Raw genomic sequence first — 14,745 nt, 5'->3', positions numbered from 1 at the left:
ATTAAGGACACTCCCATGGCACGTAAACGCAAAGGTCGCGATATTTCCGGCTGGATAGTTATCGACAAGCCTGCGGGCATTACATCGACCGCCGTTGTGAATAAAGTGAAATGGGCGCTTGAGGCGAAGAAAGCAGGCCATGCTGGCACGCTTGATCCTGAAGCGACGGGCGTTTTGGCGGTGGCCTTGGGCGAAGCGACAAAAACTGTAGCCTATATCACCGATGCTTTGAAAGCTTACCGTTTCACAGTGCGTTTGGGCCAAGCGACCAATACTGATGATGCCGAAGGTGAAGTGATTGAGAAAAGTGATTTGCGTCCAGAAGATGCTGAGATCACAGAAGCGCTCAGCGCATTCATTGGGGACATTCAACAGGTGCCACCAAAATTTTCCGCGGTGAAAATTGACGGACAGCGCGCCTACAAACTTGCGCGCGATGGTGAGGATGTTGAACTGTCTGCGCGCCCGCTTTGGGTTGAAGAACTGCTGTTAATTGACCGCCCTGATGCAGATCATGTGGAGCTGGAAATGACCTGCGGCAAAGGTGGCTACGTACGCTCCATCGCGCGCGACTTGGGTGCTGCGTTAGGGAGCTACGGGCATGTCCTAAAATTGCGTCGTATTTGGTCTGGCCCGTTTGTCGCGAGCAATGGAGTCAGCCTGGAGCTGATCAAAGAGCTAGAGCGCACGCCAGCGCTGGACGATCATATCCAACCTCTTGAAATTGGGCTTGATAACCTACCTGAATTGCGATGCTCTGAGGAAGGAGCGACCAAATTGCGCAACGGCAATCCCGGCATGGTGTTCGCCGCAGATGGCATTGAATGCGGCGACGAGGCTTGGGCGTCCCTCAATGGGCAAGCTGTTGCCGTGGGCATCTACAAAGCAGGCGAATTGCACCCGTCACGCGTATTCGTGCGCCCGAGCTAGCGGTGCTGGTCGATCAAGATCGGATTACCATCAGGATCAACCACAACGAAACTCGCAGGCCCCTCTTCGCCACCTTGCTCATGCTCAATCACATGTCCTGCGGCGACCATCTTTTCCTTGATTGCACGTACATCATCGAACGGATCAACATTTTGCGCGGACTGATCCCAAACGGAGTTGAACGTTAACGTGTTTGTCTCAAACATCCCTTTAAACAGCCCGACCAAGCTCTCGCCGTTTTTCAAAATCGCATAACCACGCTCGACTGTGCCGCCAAAGTGCGTAACGCCAAGATCCTCGTAAAATGCGATGGATTTGCTAAGATCCTTTACCGTCAAGCTGATCGAAAACGCGCCTAGGTTCATCTGATGTCCTTTCTTACTTTCGCGACACACTTACACAGATTTGCACACTCGCACGTTTCAGGCATAACGGCGCATATGATCACGCGAACACATACCAAAGGTGATGCGCCCTCAACTGCGGTTTATTCCGATTGCAAGCAATATCGATATTCCCTTAGCCGCGTGTGGGACAGCGCTGGCAAGCATGTGTGTTTCATCATGCTCAACCCCTCGACAGCGACTGAAGTGCAAAATGATCCAACCGTTGAGCGATGCGAGCGTCGTGCACGCGCACTTGGATTTGGCAGTTTCAGTGTGACCAACATATTTGCGTGGCGCGACACCGATCCGCGCAAGATGAAGGCAGCTGCTGATCCAATCGGTCCAGCAAACGATGATGCCATTTTGGACGCAAGCCGCACCTCTGATCAAATCATCGTCGCATGGGGCACGCATGGGGCGCACTTGGCACGTGGGGCAGAAGTTCAGCAGCTTTTGTGCAAACTTGGGAAACCGCTTTACCACCTCGGTCTCAGCAAGGCGGGCCATCCAAAACACCCGCTCTACATCGCTTATACAGAACAACCACAACGCTGGGATTTACCCAATGACTGATAATACGAACACGCGCCTCGACAAGCTCACGGCGGAACTTGAAACGCTCAACGAACATCGCTTAATTCGGGTTCATAACTCTCTGTGGAAGCTCATTCTTTTCCAATTCACACGTGGCCTTGCGTTTGGTCTTGGCTCCGTTCTGGGCGCGTCAATATTGGTGTCGCTTGTGGTTTGGTGGCTATCGCAATTCGAGTTTATTCCCATCATCGGCGACTTTACCAAACAGCTGATTGACTGGATCGAAATTCCCGCTTCGGCACCGCGTAGACGTTAACCAATTAATCTAAATAGATTTGCCCGTCGCAACTTTGACCGTCAATCACCTGATTGGGGTTTAAAGAGGTGCGTGATGCTTATTTTAGATGGTCTTTTGGGGATGTTGGCGATTGGCTCTATCTCGCTTGTCGAACCCGGTACAAACACGGATGAAACTGACGATGGCATATTACTAGACACCCTAAAAGACGACTTCACTACGCAAATCGCTGATACGAGCACGGAATTCTTATCCTACTTGGATGAAGACAGCGGCACCCGAATCAATCCAAATGAAATAACAGATGGCGATAATCTTCTGGTTGGAACCAATGCCGCTGACGATCTGATCGGCGCTGATGGCAACGACAATGTCATGGCAGGTGGCGGTGATGATGATGTCCTCCACGGAAACAGCGGCAACGATGTATTGACCGGCGATGACGGGTTTGACGCCTTGTTCGGAGATCAGGGAAGCGACGCGCTTGATGGCGGCGTTGGGAACGACACGCTCAGTGGCAATGACGGCGATGATGCGCTCTCAGGTGGCGAGGGCAACGACAGCCTTTATGGCGGTGAAGACAACGACACACTTTTGGGCGGCCTCGACAACGACACGCTTGTTGGCAGTGCAGAAAACGACCTTCTTGATGGCGGTGAGGGAAGCAATCTCTTGAATGGAGGCGGCGGTGACGATGCGTTGAACAGTTGGGAAGAGACGACCGAGAGCACTGACTTTCTCAATGGTGGAGATGGCAATGATACGATCTTCGCGGGGGCAGACGATCAGGTGTCCGGCGGGCTAGGTGCGGATGCAACCGTGTTGAGCACTAACATGGACGGAGCGGCGCAAATCTGGGGTTTTGAAAGCGGGCAGGACACTTTGGTGCTTGTCTATGAAGCAGGCGACGTGGAACCCGAGGTGAGAATTTCAAGCGATGCAGAGCAAGCAGACCGCTGGCTAATCCAAGCAAACGGCACCGCGCTTGCAGAAGTGACGGGTGACGCGCCAACTCTGTCTGACATCAGCTTTGTTGAACAGGCGTAGCTATGCGCGCGTTTTTTGCTTTCTTTTCGACCTAATCTGACCTAAACGCGCCTGTCTCTCCTAGAAAAGAGACGATTCTCCATGGGCCTTGCTGGACGATATCCCGGCCTGCGCCATTCACTTTTATCTCTTAAAGGAGACCCCGATGTCGATTACGCCTGAAGAAAAAGCACGTCTGATGAAAGAATTCGCCACCAAAGAAGGCGATACAGGTTCACCAGAAGTACAAGTTGCAATCCTGTCCTCGCGCATCGCGACACTGACAGAGCACTTCAAAACACACAAAAAAGACAACCATGGTCGCCGTGGTCTGCTGAAGATGGTAGCTCTGCGCCGTAAGCTTCTGGACTACGCACGTGCGAAAGACGAAGCACGTTACCAAGACCTAATCAAACGTTTGGGCTTGCGTCGCTAAGCGCCAGCTCTTACCGTCGAATTAGAAACACCCGTCTCTCTTTGAGGCGGGTGTTTTTTGTGCAATCAGTGCGGAGTACGGATGGCCCCACTGTGTTGATCTAAACGGCTAGCAAATCCTTCAAACACCCTTTCGCCTTTGCAACATCCGTCAGCGAATAGCCATCTAAAGCAGCAAAGAACGCTTCTTGCGCCTCAAGCAACGGGCCACGCAAACCACAGGCGGGCAAGATCGCGCATGAGGTATTGGCACCAAAACACTCCGCGACGGGTTCATCTTTTTTCAAGGAGCGCAGAACTGTGCCAATCGAAATATTGACAGCCGGCACAGCCAACGTCAAACTACCTCCGCGACCACGTTCTAACACCACAAAACCACCCTTAGAAAGTTGGGTTGCGATCTTCGCAAGGTGGTTTTCTGATATCCCATACATCCGCGCAATGTGAGACACCGACAACTTGCCCGGCGCATGCGCGGTCAGTGAGATCAAGATACGTAACGCGTAGTCTGAAAATTTGTCCATTTTTATAAGCACATAATTAGCATTCTCAATGCGCATATAAAACATCTATTTAATCCGCATCTAAAATACCTATTTAGGAGTAAACTCATGAAAATTTCTGATATGGTCCTTTGGCCTGGCACGAAGATCTGCGAACGTTTGGGCGTTGATCCCACAGGAGACGTGGCCTTGATCCGATGGATGATTAATACATTGATCTATCTTGTTATCGCTTTGATCTTTGTATGGATCATCGTTGTATAAGTGCTTGCACGGTTAGACATAACAACGGATGAGATCGAGCGTGTGACTGAAGCGTTTTATGCCAAAGTTCGCTCGCATGAAACGCTTGGCCCTGTATCCGCATTGCACGTGAAAGTTTGGCCTATTCAAGAAGCGAAGATCACGCGATCTTGCTAGAACGTTCATACAACGGCAATCCAATGCAAATTCAAAAAGCGGCTGGCAACGTCCATGTGAATCATTTCCCCATCTGGCTCGCCCTTTTTGACGAAACACTTGCACAGAATTTAGAACCAAACATTGCGCACGCTTGGTCGACGCTTGCCCATCGCATTGGCAGTGACCTTAGCATGGGTCTTGAACCTGTTGTTAGAGCAGGCGCTGCTCCGCCAAAGTTCATTTAAGACAAGTAGCTGACCTCTTCCCAAACGTACAAATTTACTATAAACGCGCCCTATCTGAGACGTGACGCTTTGGCCTTGGCGCACAAAACGATGGAAAAGGCCGGTGGCAATGGGGCCACTAATTGAACGGAAGACCCGGAACGCCGGGAGTGCTTCCAGCTAGGAAACGATACATGTTTAACGTTACGAAAAAATCAATCGAGTGGGGCGATGATACGCTGACACTCGAAACCGGCAAAGTTGCGCGTCAAGCTGACGGCTGCGTCATTGCCACACTTGGTGAAACCTCCGTTATGGCGGCCGTCACCTTTGCGAAAAAGCAAAAGCCAGGTCAGGATTTCTTTCCTTTGACCGTGCACTACCAAGAAAAATATTACGCTGCGGGTAAAGTCCCCGGTGGTTTCTTTAAGCGCGAAGCACGTCCTTCCGAAAAAGAAACACTTACAGCACGTTTGATCGATCGTCCGATCCGTCCACTGTTCGTCCCAGGCTTCAAAAACGAAGTTTTGGTGATGTGTACTGTTCTGTCCCACGATCTCGACAATGATCCAGACACGCTCGCTATGATCGCGGCTTCTGCGGCGTTGACGATTTCCGGCGCTCCTTTCATGGGCCCAATCGCCTGTGCACGCGTTGGTTTTGTGGACGGCGAATATACGCTGAACCCAACTGTTGACGACATGCAGGACCTGCGTTTGAACCCTGAACAGCGTCTTGATCTCGTTGTTGCTGGTACAAAAGACGCCGTGATGATGGTTGAATCAGAGGCGTATGAGCTGTCTGAAGCTGAAATGCTTGGTGCCGTAAACTTCGCGCACGAGCAAATCCAACCTGTGATCGACTTGATCGTTGATCTGGCAGAAGATTGCGCGAAAGAGCCGTTCGATTTCCAACCTGCTGACTATTCCGAATTGTCCGCTGCTGTCGCAGCTGCTGGCGAAAAAGACATGCGCGCAGCATTTGCGATTACAGACAAACAAGAGCGCACGACAGCCGTAAACGATGCTCGCGCAGTGATCAAAGACGCGCTTACAGAAGAGCAGCTTGCAGATGCCAACCTTGGTTCCGCAATGAAGGGCCTCGAAGCAGGTATCCTTCGCGGTGACGTTGTTAAGACGGGCAAGCGTATTGATGGCCGTGACACGACAACGATCCGTCCAATCGTTTCTGAGACAGGCCTTTTGCCACGTACACACGGCTCTGCCCTGTTTACACGCGGTGAAACGCAAGGTCTTGTTGTGACGACTTTGGGTACCGGAGACGACGAGCAGTTCATCGACTCATTGCACGGTAACTTCAAATCCAACTTCCTGCTGCACTACAACTTCCCTCCCTATTCTGTGGGTGAAGCTGGTCGCGTGGGCCCTCCCGGTCGTCGCGAAATTGGTCACGGTAAACTGGCTTGGCGCGCGCTTCAGGCGGTTCTGCCTGCGGCAACGGATTTCCCATACACCGTTCGTGTTGTGTCCGAGATCACTGAATCCAACGGCTCGTCTTCTATGGCATCTGTTTGTGGTGGCTCCTTGTCGATGATGGACGCGGGCGTTCCGCTCAAGTCCGCTGTTGCTGGTGTTGCAATGGGTCTCATCATGGAAGAAGATGGCTCCTACGCGATCCTGTCCGACATCCTTGGTGACGAAGATCACCTCGGCGACATGGACTTCAAAGTGGCAGGTACCGAGAACGGCATCACGTCCCTTCAGATGGACATCAAGATTGCAGGCATCACGCCTGACATAATGGAGAAAGCTCTTGAGCAGGCCAAAGACGGCCGTATGCATATCCTCGGTGAAATGGGCAAAGCCATCTCTGGCGCGCAGGAATTCTCTGTGCACGCGCCACGCATTGAGACCATGCAGGTTCCAACAGACAAAATCCGTGAAGTCATCGGTTCTGGCGGTAAAGTCATCCGCGAGATCGTTGAAGTCTCTGGCGCGAAAGTGGACATCAACGACGAAGGCATCATCAAGATTGCTTCGCCAAATGGTGAGTCCATCAAGAAAGCCTACGACATGATCTATTCCATCGTAGCCGAGCCCGAAGAGGGCATGGTTTACGACGGTAAGGTTGTGAAGATCGTTGATTTTGGTGCCTTCGTGAACTTCTTCGGCAAGCGCGATGGTCTTGTGCACGTGTCTCAGATTGAGAATCGTCGCTTGAACCACCCATCTGACGTTCTCAAAGAAGGCCAGGACGTTAAGGTCAAGCTTCTGGGCTTTGATGATCGCGGCAAGGTTCGCCTGTCCATGAAAGTTGTTGACCAAGCAACTGGTGAAGAAGTTAAGCCAGAAGCGGCTGAAAAGTCGGACGACTAAAAGACGCTCAACAAACCATTATAGAAAGCCCCGGTGGAAACGCTGGGGCTTTTTGCGTTTACCTCCAGCATAATTCCCCGTGTTAGCAATGTTTAAGTAGTTATACCTGCCCCCACAAAAATAACGAAGGGACAGATCATGAAGAAACCATTGGCTGAATTTATCGGCACATTCACACTCGTACTATTCGGTTGCGGCGCTGCGGTTATAGCAGGAGGCGACATTGGCCTCACTGGCATTAGCTTTGCATTCGGCCTCGCGCTGATCGGTATGGCATATGGGATCGGCTCCGTTTCGGGCTGCCACATCAACCCAGCAGTTACACTTGGTGTTGTAGCATCCGGCCGCATGAGTATCGCAGACGCGGTACCTTATATGATCGCGCAAGTTGCAGGCAGTATTGCTGGTGCCCTAGTTCTGATGATCATCGCGACAGGCAAAGCCGACTACACGGTTGCGGCAAACGGTCTTGGCCAAAATGGTTGGGGCGCTGGATATCTTGGCGAATACACAATGGCCGCGGCGTTTGTGTTTGAGGTTGTCGCAACATTCTTGTTCCTCGTCTTCATTCTCGGCGCGATTGGCGCTGGCGCTCCGTCCGCAAAGGCGGGTCTCGCGATTGGTCTCGCACTCGTGGTGATCCACTTGGTTGGCATCAACGTGACAGGCGTTTCTGTGAATCCTGCACGCTCCATCGGGCCAGCATTGTTTGCAGGTGGTACAGCAATTGCACAACTTTGGCTGTTCATCGTTGCACCAATCATTGGTGCGGTCGCGGCCGGATTGCTGTTCAAGTCAGGCTTGCTTGACGCAGAGTGATTGAGCACGGGGTGAAACACACTGCTTTTCCCCGTTATTCATTGCTTAAGAGTAGGCAAATACAAATCACGTAAAGGTGCCTTCACTCACGGATAGTGCCTGACCCTTCGCCATTGATTCCCTCATGGCGGAGGGTTTTTCTAGTACTTGGCGACCTTGTTGCAAATCTGTGGCTATTTTCATGGACTGACTCGCCTTGTAGTTGACCTTGAGGCATCCATCAGAGGCACAGGGGTGAGTAATTTTTTGTAGAGCCAATATTATGAATATCTATTCTTCTTACCGCGGCTGCCATCGCGCTACTTGCAAGCACTGCATCTGCACAAGACAGCAACCTTCGTTTCGGCCTTAATGTCCACCATGGGTGCGACACATGAAGGTGCATATCGCTTTAACCAAAACTGGGCCGTTCGTGGTGTAATCGCTGGCGGCATTAGCGCCAATGGAACACAATCCGTAGACTGCGTAAGCTATACGACGCCAGGCCAACTTGGTGGTTTTGCATTGCTTGCTGACTACTACACAGGTAGCTCAGGCTTCCGCGTTTCTGGTGGTGCATTTGTATCAAACACAAACTTCAGCGGCTCAACAACAGCGACTGCTGCGAACCCAATCGAAGTTAGCGGCTTTACAGCTAACAGCGGTGAAACAGTGAGCGCAGAGATTGAATTCACTCGCAAAGTATCTCCAATATTGACGGTTGGCTACGACTGGAACATTGGTCGCACGTTCAAACTTAGCGGTGAAATCGGCGCAATTGGTATGGGCGGCTTGAACGTCTCTGTTGATGCTCCTGCAATTGCAGCAAACGAAGTTGCAGCCGAAGTGTATAACATTAACGACGAGCTTTCAGCGTTTGGCGTTTACCCCTACCTGGCGATCACAGGTACGTTCCGCTTCTAAGATCGTTTTTGATATTCAAAGAAAAGCCCCGGTCATTTCGCCGGGCCTTTTCTATTGGTGATTAGAAATCAGGACGGCAATTGTGCTTTGCGCAAGTAAGGCAGCACCATTTCGAATGTTCCGAATTTCTCTATGGCAGCCTCGTTCGAAACCGTCGCAGGAATAATCACGTCCTGTCCCAACTCCCAATTTGCAGGCATCGCAACACCATGTTTTGCTGATGTCTGAAGCGCATCCAAAGCACGCAGGATTTCCGCGAAATTCCGACCAACCGTCATGGGGTAAGTCATCGACAGCTTCAACTGCTTATCGGGTCCAATGATAAAGACCGAGCGCACGGTCGCACTATCAGCAGGGGTGCGTCCATCGGGCAAATATGCCTCTGCGGGCAACATGTCGAACGCTTTGGAAACAGCAAGACCCTCATCCGCGATAATCGGAAATCCAGCGCTCGTGCCAGCAACGCTTTCAATATCGCCTTTCCATTTTTTGTGATCTTCAACACCGTCCACGGACACACCAATCACCTTGGTGCCACGGGCTTCCCATTCAGATGCCAACTGTGCAACTGCGCCAAACTCGGTCGTGCAAACAGGTGTGAAATCTTTGGGATGCGAGAACAGGACTGCCCAACTGTCACCAATCCAATCATGGAACGTTATCGCCCCTTGATCCGTGTCCGCCGTGAAATTTGGAACCACTTCATTAATACGAAGACTCATATTTTATCCTTTCATTTCGCTCTTTGAATATCCTACGTCATAACTTAGGCGTTCGTTAAGACACTTACATCTCCTCCCTTGCGCCAGAGCGCACACGATGACAAAGTGCCGCTAATCTGCGAGGAGACCCTTCGCACACGAGAATCTCACAGGAGCTTTCCAATGCTGGAACACCGTCAGTTTTACATCGATGGCGCATGGGTTGACCCAGCCGTTGCGAACGATTTCGATGTGATAAACCCTTCAAACGAAGAGAATTGCGCAGTCATTTCTTTGGGTGGCCAAGCGGATACAGACGCTGCTGTTGCTGCTGCGAAAATTGCGTTCGAGAGCTGGTCGCAAACCTCCAAAGAAGAGCGCCTCGCGCTTTTGGAAAAATTACTCGAAGTGTATAACGCGCGCCAAGAAGAAATGGCGCAAGCTATGTCCATGGAAATGGGTGCCCCACAAAATCTGGCGCGCGCTCAGCAAACTGGCGCAGGTAGCTGGCATCTTGATGGTTTCATCAAAGCGTTCCGTGATTTCGAATTTGATTCTGAGTACACGAAAACTGAGATGACGCTCAAAGAGCCGATCGGCGTCGTGGCCTGCATCACGCCTTGGAACTGGCCAATGAACCAGATCGTTCTGAAAGCGATTCCGGCGATTGCGACAGGCTGTACAGTCGTTCTGAAACCATCCGAAATTGCGCCTTTGTCTGGCGTTCTGTTCGCTGAATTCATGCACGAAGCAGGCTTCCCAGCGGGCGTATTCAACATGCTGAATGGCGACGGTGTTGGTGTCGGATCGCAGCTTTCCGTGCATCCAGATGTGGACATGGTCAGCTTCACAGGGTCCTCGCGCGCGGGCATCCTGATTTCTAAAGCAGCGGCAGACTCACTCAAGCGCGTGAGCCTCGAACTCGGGGGCAAAGGTGCTAACATTATCTTCGCGGACGCTGGCGAAAAGGCAATGCAATACGGCGCAGATCGCTGTTTCCGCAACTCCGGCCAATCATGCAACGCGCCAACGCGCATGCTCGTTGAACGCTCTGTCTATGATCGCGCTGTCGAAGTGGTCACGGAAGCCGCAAACAACACTCATGTAGGACCAGCGTCAGAAGAAGGCGGCCACATCGGTCCGGTTGTCTCCAAAGTGCAATTCGACAAGATCCAAGGTTTGATCGAAGTCGGCATGGGCGAAGCGAAACTCGTCGCCGGCGGCCTTGGTCGCCCAGACGGTTTGAACCGTGGCTACTACGTCAAGCCAACGGTCTTTGCAGATGCAACGAACGACATGCGTATCGCTCAGGAGGAAATCTTTGGCCCCGTGCTTGCGATGATCCCTTTCGACACCGAAGAGGAAGCAATCGCAATCGCCAACGACACACCGTATGGCCTCACCAACTACGTGCAAACGCCTGACGATGAAAAACGTCGTCGCGTGGCGCGTCGTTTGCGCTCTGGCATGGTCGAAACCAACGCGCAAGGCTTTGCACAGGGTTCACCGTTTGGTGGATACAAGCAGTCTGGCAATGGTCGCGAAGGTGGCCTCTATGGCCTCGAAGAATTCCTTGAAATCAAGGCCGTTTCTGGCTGGAATGGCAAAAGCTAAACGAGCTTAATTCTAAAGTGTAAGAATGCGCCGAGGACACTCTGGCGCATTTTTCTTTGGCTAGTGTAGATATCCGAGCTTGTTTCGTATGAATTGCGCTTCTGCGGCATTCTGCGTGTGCTCAAGCGCCAAACCCAGCACATGTCTAGCATCTGCATCGCGTCTCAAACGTTCCAGAACCTCTGCCTGCGCAAGATGAAACGGTACATATCCTTCCAAGTTTTCAATGTCGTCTAGAACCGCCATAGCTTTCTCAGGCCTGCCAGCCATACAAATCGCAACAGCTTGATTAAGCCGTACAACGGACGTGGGTTCAAACTTCAGCAACTCACCATAAAGCGCAACGATCTGCACCTAATCGGTGCTTTGCCAATCCGCGCTATAAGCGTGAACGCCACTGATTGCCGCTTGAATCTGATAGGGGCCAGCGCGTCCTTGCTTTAAGGCAACCTGCAAAAATGTCGTGCCTTCTTTGATTTTATCTTTATTCTGACGCGCTCGATCTTGCTGCTATAACGTGACCACGTCTCCATTCTCTTTCACACGTGTTTCACATCGAGAATCGTGCAGCAAAATCAACGCAAGAAGCCCCTGTACTTCGCATTCCTCTGGCATCAACTTGGCGGTGATACGCACCAAGCGGATCGCCTCATCGCTCAGATCAACGCGTGTCAAAGCATTGCCGGATCGGCTTGCATACCCTTGGTTGAAGATCAGATAGAGCGTACGCAAAACCTATACAAAACGAGCAGGCAAGTCTTCTGCGTCTGGCACCTTATAGGCGATCCATGCTCCAGCAATTTTCTTTTTCGCACGTGTGATCCGCCGCTGCATCGCTTCACTTGTGTCTAAGAAAGCAGCTGCAATTTGCTCTGTACTCAGACCGCCCAGCGCACGAAGCGTGAGCGCTACACGCGACTTCTCCGCCAATGCAGGGTGACAACAGATGAAGATCATTGGCAAACGCTCGTCAGGGATCATTGCGCTCTCCTCCGCGTCATCACCGTTGTTTTCCAGCTCATAAAGGTATGTCAATTCGGGAATTTTCGCCGCGAAACCTCTGTCGCGTCTTATGCGATCAATTACTTTACTTTGCGCGGTTTTCAACAACCAAGCGGCAGGCGATCTTGGCTGGTCAGAGCGCTCCCAATGCTCAAAAGCACTGAGTAACGCGTCTTGCAGGCAATCTTCTGCCATTTGAAAATCACCCAGCGTTTTCACTAAGCTAGCTAAAATGCGCCCCCAGCACTTCTTTCGTTTCCATGAAGGGACCGTCCATCGTTTCGGTCTTTTCGCCACGCACAGACACAGTCGTCGCCGTTTCTGTCCCTTGCAAAGCATCGCCGGAGACGAATTTAGCGGTGTCCTGCACATGTTTGGTGAACGTACCGTACCCCTGCATCATTTCGCCAAACTCAGGCGTTCCGTGAGCAGGCTCGTTTGCGGGATCAGAATAAATGAGGCACATAAATTGCATGGTATTTCCTTTGTGTTGCAGCAAACGCAAAGCACGTCTGTACATACTAGACGAACAAAGCTTAGCGAAACCGACAGTTTTCACGAAATTATTTTTAAAAAGGTGCTTTGGCGCGGAATTTATGCGTCGCACCACCGTCAGGATGCTTCACGCGCAGCTCTTCTGAATGCAGCATCAGCCGTCCATGATCCGTCAAAGCAGCGCCAGAGGCGTAGAACGGATCGCCCAATATCGGATGCCCAAGTGCGAGCATATGCACGCGAAGCTGATGCGAACGCCCTGTTCTTGGCGTCAAACGCACGCGAGTTTCATTCTCGCCGTAACGCATTACACGATAATCCGTATGCGCGTTTTTACCCGTCTCGTGGCACACCTTTTGCAACGGACGGTTTGGCCAATCAACAATAAGCGGCAATTCAACCGCGCCAGTCTTTGGTTCTAAAAACCCTGAAACACGCGCCACATAGGTCTTCTGCGTCATACGTTTCTCAAATTGCAGTCCCAAGTGCCGCTGCGCATGACGGGTCAACGCAAAGACCATGACGCCAGACGTATCGCGGTCCAAACGATGCACGAGCAGAGCTTGCGGAAACACCATTTGGATACGCGCAATCAAACAATCTGCAAGTTCCTCCCCCTTCCCCGGCACAGACAACAAACCCGCAGGTTTGTTCACGATCAAAAGTTCATGATCGTCGTGAATGATATCCAAGGGATCATTCGGGGGATTGTATGCGGAACCCATGCGCCCTCGTCTCAGATGCGCGCCGTCTTTTCAAGCCGACATCTTGCGCCTAGGCTATCCGCAAAGGAGTTTCCCATGCATCCCACAATCACCACCATGCAAGAGGTCGTCGCCAAAGGGGACGATAGCAAGATCGCGCCTTTGCTCACAGAGCAAGTTAATTTCTTGCCACCGACCTATTTCGCGACTTGGACGGGACGTAATGCAGTTGCGGCAGTGTTGGGTCATGTGGGGCAAGTGTTTAGCGATTTCGAATACCGCCGTGTGATGGGAAGCGGCAAAGATTGGGCGCTGGAGTTTCAATGTAAGATCGGTGATCTCGATGCGGTTGGCGTCGATCTGATTACCTTGGATGATGAGGGTTTAATCGAGACATTCGAGGTCGTCATGCGTCCGCACAAAAGCATCGGCGCGCTGCGCGAGACGATGAATGCACGCGTGATGAAAGACCCCACGTTCCTGAAACACAAAGCTGCTTTGAGTTAAGCTTTGCGCATCTGGCGCACCATTGAGGTGGTGTAAACGATCAACGCCAACCAGATCAGCGGAAACGCAATTGCTCGCGCGCGCCCGAAAGGTTCGTCAAAGACGAAGACCGAGATCAGGAAAATGATGGTTGGGGCGATGTATTGCAGGATGCCAGTGGTGGAGAGGCGCAAGAGTTTCGCGCCATTCGCGTAGATCATCAGCGGCACTGCGGTGATGACCCCACAACCGAGCAGGAGCCAAGTGTTTGTGCTAAGTACTGGTTCGAAATGCAATGTGCCTAGTGTGCTGAGATAGGCGACGTAGGCGAGCGCAAAGGGGAGCAGGATCAACACTTCGAGCAGGAACCCTTGGTTCGGCCCAATCGGCAATTGCTTCTTGCCCAACGCATAAAAGCCCCATGTGAACATCATGCCAAGCGCGGCCCATGGCAGACCCCCGCCATCAATGACCAACACCAGAACAGCAGTTGCAGCTAATCCAATGGCAACCAACTGCGCACGGCTGAGCTTTTCACCCAGCAAAAGCGCGCCAAGCGCGATGCTAAAAAGCGGGTTCATATAATAGCCCAGCGCCGCTTCCATGGCGTGTCCGGTGGTGACGGCCCAGACATAGATGCCCCAATTGAGCGAGACCAATGCTGCCGTTACGCAGGCCATGCCAAGCATCTTTGGCGTTTTCAAAGCGGTGACCACATCCTTAGTGCGGCGCAACAAAAGCAACACGACCACAGCGATCGGAACGGACCAAATTATACGATGCGCAATGATCTCAACAGGGGGGATATGTGCGAGGAGTTTGATGTAGAGCGGCAAGAACCCCCACAAAAAGTAGGCGGTCAAAGCAAAGGCAAGACCTTGCGGTGTATCAACATTTGCGCGTTGTGTCATATGGCAGTGCTACTGCACCCGTCCACCAAAGGAAAG

The 14,745-nt window shown here is 51.9% G+C and carries 22 protein-coding genes; 13 read left to right on the top strand and 9 right to left on the bottom strand.

The window, feature by feature from the left end:
* The first annotated feature begins 15 nt into the window (after window positions 1–15).
* Window positions 16–930, top strand: a complete 915-nt coding sequence (truB, locus tag QZ280_RS01150; RefSeq protein ID WP_293440322.1) for a tRNA pseudouridine(55) synthase TruB — start codon at window positions 16–18, stop codon at window positions 928–930.
* Here the strand turns inward: truB and QZ280_RS01145 are convergent.
* The gene (locus QZ280_RS01145) at window positions 927–1,295 is read right to left on the bottom strand and encodes a VOC family protein (protein WP_293440320.1); all 369 of its coding nucleotides are present in this window, start codon (window positions 1,293–1,295) and stop codon (window positions 927–929) included. The two genes, truB and QZ280_RS01145, sit on opposite strands and share 4 nt — an antisense overlap.
* 75 nt (window positions 1,296–1,370) lie before the next feature.
* On the opposite strand from QZ280_RS01145, the gene QZ280_RS01140 reads away from it, so the two are divergent.
* The 4 genes from QZ280_RS01140 (at window position 1,371) to rpsO (ending at window position 3,610) form a co-directional block, all read left to right on the top strand.
* Window positions 1,371–1,889: a DUF1643 domain-containing protein gene (locus QZ280_RS01140; protein WP_293440318.1), complete on the top strand. Its 519-nt coding sequence runs from the start codon at window positions 1,371–1,373 to the stop codon at window positions 1,887–1,889.
* Window positions 1,882–2,166: a DUF5665 domain-containing protein gene (locus QZ280_RS01135; RefSeq protein WP_293440317.1), complete on the top strand. Its 285-nt coding sequence runs from the start codon at window positions 1,882–1,884 to the stop codon at window positions 2,164–2,166. Before QZ280_RS01140 ends, QZ280_RS01135 begins: the two co-directional genes overlap by 8 nt.
* Before the next feature lie 75 nt (window positions 2,167–2,241).
* Complete coding sequence (locus QZ280_RS01130) at window positions 2,242–3,195, top strand: calcium-binding protein (RefSeq protein WP_293440315.1); 954 nt, start codon at window positions 2,242–2,244, stop codon at window positions 3,193–3,195.
* Between the two features lie 145 nt (window positions 3,196–3,340).
* On the top strand, window positions 3,341–3,610 hold the full coding sequence (rpsO, locus tag QZ280_RS01125) for a 30S ribosomal protein S15 (RefSeq protein ID WP_293440313.1): 270 nt from the start codon (window positions 3,341–3,343) through the stop codon (window positions 3,608–3,610).
* Between the two features lie 100 nt (window positions 3,611–3,710).
* On the opposite strand, the gene QZ280_RS01120 is transcribed toward rpsO, so the two are convergent.
* On the bottom strand, window positions 3,711–4,133 hold the full coding sequence (locus QZ280_RS01120; protein WP_293440311.1) for an Rrf2 family transcriptional regulator: 423 nt from the start codon (window positions 4,131–4,133) through the stop codon (window positions 3,711–3,713).
* 87 nt (window positions 4,134–4,220) lie between these two features.
* On the opposite strand from QZ280_RS01120, the gene QZ280_RS01115 reads away from it, so the two are divergent.
* From QZ280_RS01115 to QZ280_RS01090, 6 genes are all read left to right on the top strand, one after another.
* Entirely contained in the window at window positions 4,221–4,376 is a 156-nt protein-coding gene (locus QZ280_RS01115) for a hypothetical protein (RefSeq protein WP_293440309.1), read from the top strand.
* Window positions 4,377–4,532 (top strand): hypothetical protein, encoded by a 156-nt coding sequence (locus QZ280_RS01110; protein WP_293440307.1) that lies wholly within the window; start codon window positions 4,377–4,379, stop codon window positions 4,530–4,532.
* Window positions 4,526–4,759: a hypothetical protein gene (locus QZ280_RS01105; protein ID WP_293440305.1), complete on the top strand. Its 234-nt coding sequence runs from the start codon at window positions 4,526–4,528 to the stop codon at window positions 4,757–4,759. The genes QZ280_RS01110 and QZ280_RS01105 overlap by 7 nt, the downstream gene beginning before the upstream one ends.
* Before the next feature lie 173 nt (window positions 4,760–4,932).
* Window positions 4,933–7,074, top strand: a complete 2,142-nt coding sequence (gene pnp / locus QZ280_RS01100) for a polyribonucleotide nucleotidyltransferase (RefSeq protein WP_293440303.1) — start codon at window positions 4,933–4,935, stop codon at window positions 7,072–7,074.
* A gap of 135 nt (window positions 7,075–7,209) precedes the next feature.
* Window positions 7,210–7,893, top strand: coding sequence for an aquaporin (locus QZ280_RS01095; protein ID WP_293440412.1), 684 nt, complete (start codon window positions 7,210–7,212; stop codon window positions 7,891–7,893).
* Between the two features lie 360 nt (window positions 7,894–8,253).
* Complete coding sequence (locus QZ280_RS01090) at window positions 8,254–8,796, top strand: hypothetical protein (protein WP_293440301.1); 543 nt, start codon at window positions 8,254–8,256, stop codon at window positions 8,794–8,796.
* A gap of 68 nt (window positions 8,797–8,864) precedes the next feature.
* Here QZ280_RS01090 and QZ280_RS01085 read toward each other — a convergent pair whose 3' ends face one another.
* Complete coding sequence (locus tag QZ280_RS01085) at window positions 8,865–9,518, bottom strand: peroxiredoxin (RefSeq protein ID WP_293440299.1); 654 nt, start codon at window positions 9,516–9,518, stop codon at window positions 8,865–8,867.
* Between the two features lie 162 nt (window positions 9,519–9,680).
* Between QZ280_RS01085 and QZ280_RS01080 the strand changes: the two genes are divergently transcribed.
* Window positions 9,681–11,111: an aldehyde dehydrogenase family protein gene (locus tag QZ280_RS01080; protein WP_293440297.1), complete on the top strand. Its 1,431-nt coding sequence runs from the start codon at window positions 9,681–9,683 to the stop codon at window positions 11,109–11,111.
* A 60-nt stretch (window positions 11,112–11,171) separates the two neighbouring features.
* Here the strand turns inward: QZ280_RS01080 and QZ280_RS01075 are convergent, their stop codons facing one another.
* The 5 genes from QZ280_RS01075 to QZ280_RS01055 form a co-directional block, all read right to left on the bottom strand.
* The gene (locus QZ280_RS01075; RefSeq protein WP_293440295.1) at window positions 11,172–11,465 is read right to left on the bottom strand and encodes a hypothetical protein; all 294 of its coding nucleotides are present in this window, start codon (window positions 11,463–11,465) and stop codon (window positions 11,172–11,174) included.
* Between the two features lie 156 nt (window positions 11,466–11,621).
* On the bottom strand, window positions 11,622–11,843 hold the full coding sequence (locus QZ280_RS01070) for a DUF6596 domain-containing protein (protein ID WP_293440293.1): 222 nt from the start codon (window positions 11,841–11,843) through the stop codon (window positions 11,622–11,624).
* Window positions 11,844–11,846: 3 nt separating this feature from the next.
* Window positions 11,847–12,452, bottom strand: a complete 606-nt coding sequence (locus QZ280_RS01065; RefSeq protein ID WP_293440291.1) for a sigma-70 family RNA polymerase sigma factor — start codon at window positions 12,450–12,452, stop codon at window positions 11,847–11,849.
* Complete coding sequence (locus tag QZ280_RS01060; RefSeq protein ID WP_293440289.1) at window positions 12,337–12,588, bottom strand: YciI family protein; 252 nt, start codon at window positions 12,586–12,588, stop codon at window positions 12,337–12,339. Before QZ280_RS01060 ends, QZ280_RS01065 begins: the two co-directional genes overlap by 116 nt.
* 94 nt (window positions 12,589–12,682) lie before the next feature.
* Window positions 12,683–13,333, bottom strand: coding sequence for an RluA family pseudouridine synthase (locus tag QZ280_RS01055; RefSeq protein WP_293440287.1), 651 nt, complete (start codon window positions 13,331–13,333; stop codon window positions 12,683–12,685).
* Window positions 13,334–13,408: 75 nt separating this feature from the next.
* On the opposite strand from QZ280_RS01055, the gene QZ280_RS01050 reads away from it, so the two are divergent.
* Window positions 13,409–13,819 carry a nuclear transport factor 2 family protein gene (locus QZ280_RS01050; RefSeq protein ID WP_293440285.1) on the top strand — a complete coding sequence of 137 codons (411 nt, stop codon included), beginning with the start codon at window positions 13,409–13,411 and terminating at the stop codon, window positions 13,817–13,819.
* On the opposite strand, the gene rarD is transcribed toward QZ280_RS01050, so the two are convergent.
* A complete protein-coding gene (gene rarD, locus QZ280_RS01045) occupies window positions 13,816–14,709 on the bottom strand; it encodes an EamA family transporter RarD (RefSeq protein ID WP_293440283.1) in 894 nt (297 codons plus the stop codon). The two genes, QZ280_RS01050 and rarD, sit on opposite strands and share 4 nt — an antisense overlap.
* Window positions 14,710–14,745 lie beyond the last annotated feature (36 nt).

The organism is Planktotalea sp., from assembly GCF_018607995.1.
Lineage (GTDB): Bacteria > Pseudomonadota > Alphaproteobacteria > Rhodobacterales > Rhodobacteraceae > Planktotalea.
This window is presented reverse-complemented; position numbering and strand designations above follow the sequence as displayed.